5 protein-coding genes and 2 pseudogenes are annotated in these 4,935 nt (G+C 63.1%); all 7 read left to right on the forward strand.

Annotated features, from left to right (window positions below; all coding sequences use genetic code 11):
* A pseudogene (locus WB785_RS01180) lies at positions 1-274 on the forward strand (hypothetical protein); the annotation flags it as partial.
* A gap of 108 nt (positions 275-382) precedes the next feature.
* Positions 383-751 (forward strand): hypothetical protein, encoded by a 369-nt coding sequence (locus WB785_RS01185; protein ID WP_424076879.1) that lies wholly within the window; start codon positions 383-385, stop codon positions 749-751.
* Positions 752-807: 56 nt separating this feature from the next.
* Positions 808-1,098 carry a hypothetical protein gene (locus WB785_RS01190; RefSeq protein WP_424076880.1) on the forward strand — a complete coding sequence of 97 codons (291 nt, stop codon included), beginning with the start codon at positions 808-810 and terminating at the stop codon, positions 1,096-1,098.
* 65 nt (positions 1,099-1,163) lie between these two features.
* Positions 1,164-2,000, forward strand: coding sequence for an ESX secretion-associated protein EspG (locus WB785_RS01195; RefSeq protein WP_424076881.1), 837 nt, complete (start codon positions 1,164-1,166; stop codon positions 1,998-2,000).
* Positions 2,001-2,035: 35 nt separating this feature from the next.
* Entirely contained in the window at positions 2,036-3,064 is a 1,029-nt protein-coding gene (locus tag WB785_RS01200) for a MinD/ParA family ATP-binding protein (RefSeq protein ID WP_424076882.1), read from the forward strand.
* Positions 3,064-4,545, forward strand: coding sequence for a type VII secretion integral membrane protein EccD (gene eccD / locus WB785_RS01205; RefSeq protein WP_424076883.1), 1,482 nt, complete (start codon positions 3,064-3,066; stop codon positions 4,543-4,545). The genes WB785_RS01200 and eccD overlap by 1 nt, the downstream gene beginning before the upstream one ends.
* Positions 4,542-4,935 (forward strand): annotated as a pseudogene (locus WB785_RS01210) (type VII secretion-associated serine protease); the annotation flags it as partial. The gene eccD and the pseudogene WB785_RS01210, both read left to right, overlap by 4 nt.

The raw sequence follows: 4,935 nt of genomic DNA on the forward strand, positions 1-4,935 counted from the left end.
CTACAGCGGTGCGGGGCTGACAAGCTTCACCCAGCCCGCCAGCACCTTCGAGCCGGAAACCGGCGGGCGACCGACCGGTCGCGCCGGCGTGCTGAATGCGGAGGAGCTGCGGGGCCCGACCGCTCGTCCGACGGGTGGTTCGGCCATGCCGATGTCGCCGGCGGGGATGTTGGGACGCGGCGAGGGTGTCTCCGGCAAGGAAAAAGACGACGTCACGCACGCCCGCATCGTTGTCGGTGAGGACCAGCAAGGTCCGCCGCCGATGAATACCTAGCGGGTCCCGAACCCGTTGAGACGACCGGGACAGAAGGGATAACTAGGTACTACAAGCTCCGCGAAAAGGTGAAGTGACAGCCATCGAAATGCGCTTAGACTCTCGTTAATGCCCCACCCCGGGGCGGTGACATCAAAGGAGAAGTACATGGCCGACCCATCAGGATCTGGATCGTTTCCACGTATCCCGCAAGAACTGGCGCTCCAAGTTCAAAAGCAAATCGAGTCGCTCATGGAGCACGCAACTCAAGCTGCCACCCAAGGGCTGACGGCGGTCGAGGAAATGGTCGCTTCCGGCGCGCACAGCGGTCAGGCTGCCGTTATGTCGCATCAGAAGGCGATCGAAATCAACACGGACCTCACCCGAATCATCCACGGCTGCACCGAATTGGCGAACAAACTCGGTGTCTCGGTGGCGCAGTTCGCCCAGCACGATCAAGACGCATACCAGCAAGTCGCTTCGATTACCGCGCAGTGATCAGTTAACAGTCGTTGTACAACTCATAGCCACATCGAGAAGATCGGATAATTACGGTGAGCGACCCAAACACCATCACATACCAGGCCGGGGCGATCGAGCAGGGGACTGCCACTCTTGCATCAGCTTCGGCGTCGCTGGAGCAGGCCCAGTCTGACTTGGTGAACATCAACAACCTTCTGGCCAGTGCCATGCACGGCCAGTTCCACGCGTCATACCAAGAAGCGATGCTCAACATCGAAAGGCCACTGCTGCATCTGGCCGAGACCGTTGGTGTGCACGGCCAAGTGCTGAACACCATCACAGCCGACGCGATGGCATTGGACGCCTCGCTCGCCGCGGGCTGACCTAACTGGCCAAAGCTGGGGCGCACGCGATTGGGTGCGCCCCAGCTGCTTCCAGGGGAGCTTTTGTGTTAACCACCACCGTCGATGGCCTGTGGGTTCTCCAGGTACTCACCGGAATTGAGGTAGTAGCCCCAGAGCTGGGATTGCGATCGATCTTGCCCAGCGTCGAAACGCGGCACTCTGCGCTGGCGCATCCGATCGCCGCCGAATTGCGGGCCGCGGGCGTTCTAGACGAGTCGGACAACGTGAACGCGTCGGTTGTTGAATGGTTGACCGTGCTGACCCGCCGCGACGTCGCGTTGCTGATCAATGTCCGTACGCCGGACACCCAGGACACCCCGACTAGGGCATTGCTCGCGCGATTCGCCGAGTGGTGGGTAGTCATGGAGCGATCGCAAGACGTGATCCGAGTCGGCGGCGCGGGGACGTCCAGCGCTGAGGGCGCGGCAAATGCGGTGATCCGTGCGCAGATCGAGCGACTGTGTGGCACTAACACACCGGCGCCGTTGCGACCGGTCACGCTCGACGCAGATGCGTTGCAGGAGAAAGCGACCAGTCGGGACCGGCTGAACGCGTTCCTGGCCAGTCAGCGGCTAGATACCGATCAGTTGCAGATTCTCAAGATGGCCGCCGATCCCGGGCGGTCGGCCCAGGCCGGGATCGTTGCGGTGCAGTCCGGGGTGGCTCTCGCCGGCCCGTCCCGGAAGTACGTTGAACAGAGCGTGGTGACGATCATCGATACCCCCGAGGGTCGCATCGTTGCCGAGCATGAGCTGTCGGCCGGCAAGAAATGGATGATCCTCGGCCCGGGAACAGCGAGCAACCTCACCTCCGCGGTCACCCGGATGATGCGGCGCCTGCCTGCTAATGACGAATGGCATTCGTATCGAAAGGTTGTGTAAGTGAGGGGTAAGGCGCGCATGTTAGCATCGGCATCGTGACAAATCCGTGGAACGCGCCAGCGAATTCGACGGAGCAAGGTAGGCAAACGCCAAGACAGCCTGCCGCTTCGCGCCCACAGCACCCGGACTCGGTTTCCGGAACGTTGCGTATCTCCGATATGGTCGCGCCGCGCAAAATCCCGCCCGGATCGGGTTGGCGAAAGTTCGTTTATACCGCATCCTTTCGCACCATAAACTTCGGTGAATCGCCCGCTGAACGGCATTACCGCGAATTGCAGGGCCGTATACGCCGCCACATCCGCAAGCAGTATGTCGTGGGGGTGGTTTCCGGAAAGGGCGGTGTTGGCAAGACCACGATGACAGCATGCCTCGGCGCGGTGTTCCGAGAGTGCCGACCGGAGAACGTTGTCGCTATCGACGCCGCGCCCGGCTTCGGGACCCTGGCCGGACGGATCGATGAGGCTCCACCGGGTGACTACGCCGCCGTTTTGAACGACACCGATGTCCAAGGCTATGCGGACATCCGGGAACACTTGGGCCAGAACAACTTAGGGCTGGACGTACTGGCCGGGAACCGAGCCTCTGATCAACCACGCCCGCTGGTGCCGTCGATGTTCACCGGTGTGCTTTCGCGGCTCCGTCGCACGCACAACGTCATCGTGGTGGACACTTCTGACGACCTTGAACACCCGGTGATGAAGGCCGTGTTTGACGCCTGCGACACACTGGTATTCGTATCCGGACTTACCGCGGACACTTCGCTGCCGGTGACGCGGGCTATCGATTTGTTGCGGGCGATGGGTTACCACGAATTGGTGTCGCGCAGCATGGTCATTCTGAACGACAGCCGCAACAAATTCGATCCCGATGCGCGGGCTTATTTGACCGAACGCTTCAGCCAATCAGGCGCGACCGTTGAATTTATGCCTTACGACCCGCATTTGGCCAAAGGCGGGATCATTGATACTCAACATGAATTGCAGAAGAAAACACGGCTCCGGCTATTTGAGATCACCGCGGCGTTAGCGGACAAATATGTTCCGGACGCCGACAGGCCACGGTAATGGCGAAGGTCGCATTTCCCGCGCGGTGCGCAGTCGCGGTGGTATGTGGCGAACACCTTGTCTCTCAGGTGTACCCGGCATCGGTGCCGGTGGAGGTGTTCGTCGACAATATCGTTGAGCTACTCAACGATGAGCTCAAGCGCAGGGGTTTGACCGGGCTGGAATCCGGCGTCGGCTATGAGCTGCAGAAGGCCAACGGGGTACGGCTGGACGTCACTAAAACTCTCGATGAGTTGGGTGTCGAAGACGGCGCCACGCTGGTGCTGGTTCCCGCGGTGGACGGCGACTCGTTCGAACCGCAATATGAATCGCTGTCCACAGGTCTGGCCCGGATCGGCAAGCAACTCTTCGAGCCCGTCACCGCCGCCACCGCAACGCACACCGCGCTGGTCATCCTGGCGATGATCTCCGCGTCGGTGCTGGGGTTGGCTGTGCGCGACCGCATCGCAGGTGACTCGCTAATACCTAGCGTCGTGACAGGCGTGCTGGGTCTGCTTGCGATCAGCGGCGCGGGTGTGGTGGCGCGTTGGTGGCCACGTCGCGCCGACATCCTCGGCGGATTCGCTTGGCTTTCTGTGCCGTTGCTGGCGGTGAGTCTGGGTGCGGGGGCTCCGGGCAAACTGGGGGCGGCGCACCTGTTTATCGCCGTGCTCGCCGCTGGCGTGCTCACGTGCGGGATAGCAGTGATGACGCGACGTCACGTCAACGTGGCGGCGACGATCGTGACACTGTGCGCGCTGGGCGGGGTGGTCGCCGCGGCCCGGATGTGGCGGCCGGTTCCCGCCCAATGGCTAGGCATGTGCACCCTGGTCGTTCTGCTGCTCTTGCTGACGCTGGCGCCCACAATCGCGCTGTGGTCCGCGCGGATCCGGCCGCCGTACTTCGGGTCGGTGACGGGCCGGGACCTGTTCCGCCGCAGCGCCGGATTGCCGGTCGACGCGGTCTCGCCGGTGGACGAGGCGGCCGAAGAGGAGCTCAGCCCGGACACCACGCCGCGTGGGGCGCAGATCGCCGCCGCCGCGGTTACCGCGAACAACGTGCTGACTGGAATATGTGTGGCGGCGAGCCTGGCGCTGCCCGCCGCGGTGTGGGCCACGCTGATGCCGGGGCGCAACCGCAGTGGCGCCGCCGTGGTACTGGCAGGGCTGTTCGTGCTGATCTTCATCAGCCGCGGACGGGCATTCGCCGACAAACGGCAAGCTATTGCGCTGGTGTGCGGGGCCACGGCCGCGATGTGTGTCGGCGTCATCAAATACGTCCTGCATGAGCCGGCAGCATCAGCCGAGTCGATGCTATGGGGGGCACTGGTTTTAGGCGGTTTCGGTGCCGCCGGGCTGGCGGCGGCACTGTTGGTGCCCATCACCAGGTTCACCCCGTTGGTGCGGATGATCGCCGAATGGCTGGAAATCTTCGCGATCATCGCGGCTCTTCCACTGGCCGCGTGGATCGGCGGATTGTTCAACTGGATGCGGATGCGATGATTTCGCCGCGGCGGATCTGCTCGTTAACCCTCGTCGGCCTGCTGGTCGGCCTGTCGACCGGTCTTCCTGCGGCCCAGGCAATTCCGCCGCCGACGGTCGACCCCGGGCGGGTGCCTGCAGACGGCAAGCCGGGCCCGGATCAGCCGATGCGGCAAAGCAACATCTGTGCGCGGACCATCACCGTGGCCGATCCGAATGTGGCCGTTATGGCACCGGGCTTTGCAATGCTCAACATCGCCAAGGCCTGGCAGTACTCGACCGGTAACGGAGTTCCGGTCGCGGTCATCGACACCGGCGTCAACCCCAGCCCCCGGCTACCCGTGGTTCCGGGCGGCGACTACATCATGGGCGGCGACGGCCTGATGGACTGCGACGCGCACGGCACTATCG

The sequence above is a fragment of the Mycobacterium sp. genome (assembly GCF_049585075.1).
Taxonomy (GTDB): Bacteria; Actinomycetota; Actinomycetes; order Mycobacteriales; family Mycobacteriaceae; genus Mycobacterium.

Bases quoted from the DNA above. Each gene is read 5' to 3' on its own strand.
- WB785_RS01185 (WP_424076879.1), top strand. From the start codon at position 383: ATGCCCCACCCCGGGGCGGTGACATCAAAGGAGAAGTACATGGCCGAC.
- eccD (WP_424076883.1), top strand. From the start codon at position 3,064: ATGGCGAAGGTCGCATTTCCCGCGCGGTGCGCAGTCGCGGTGGTATGT.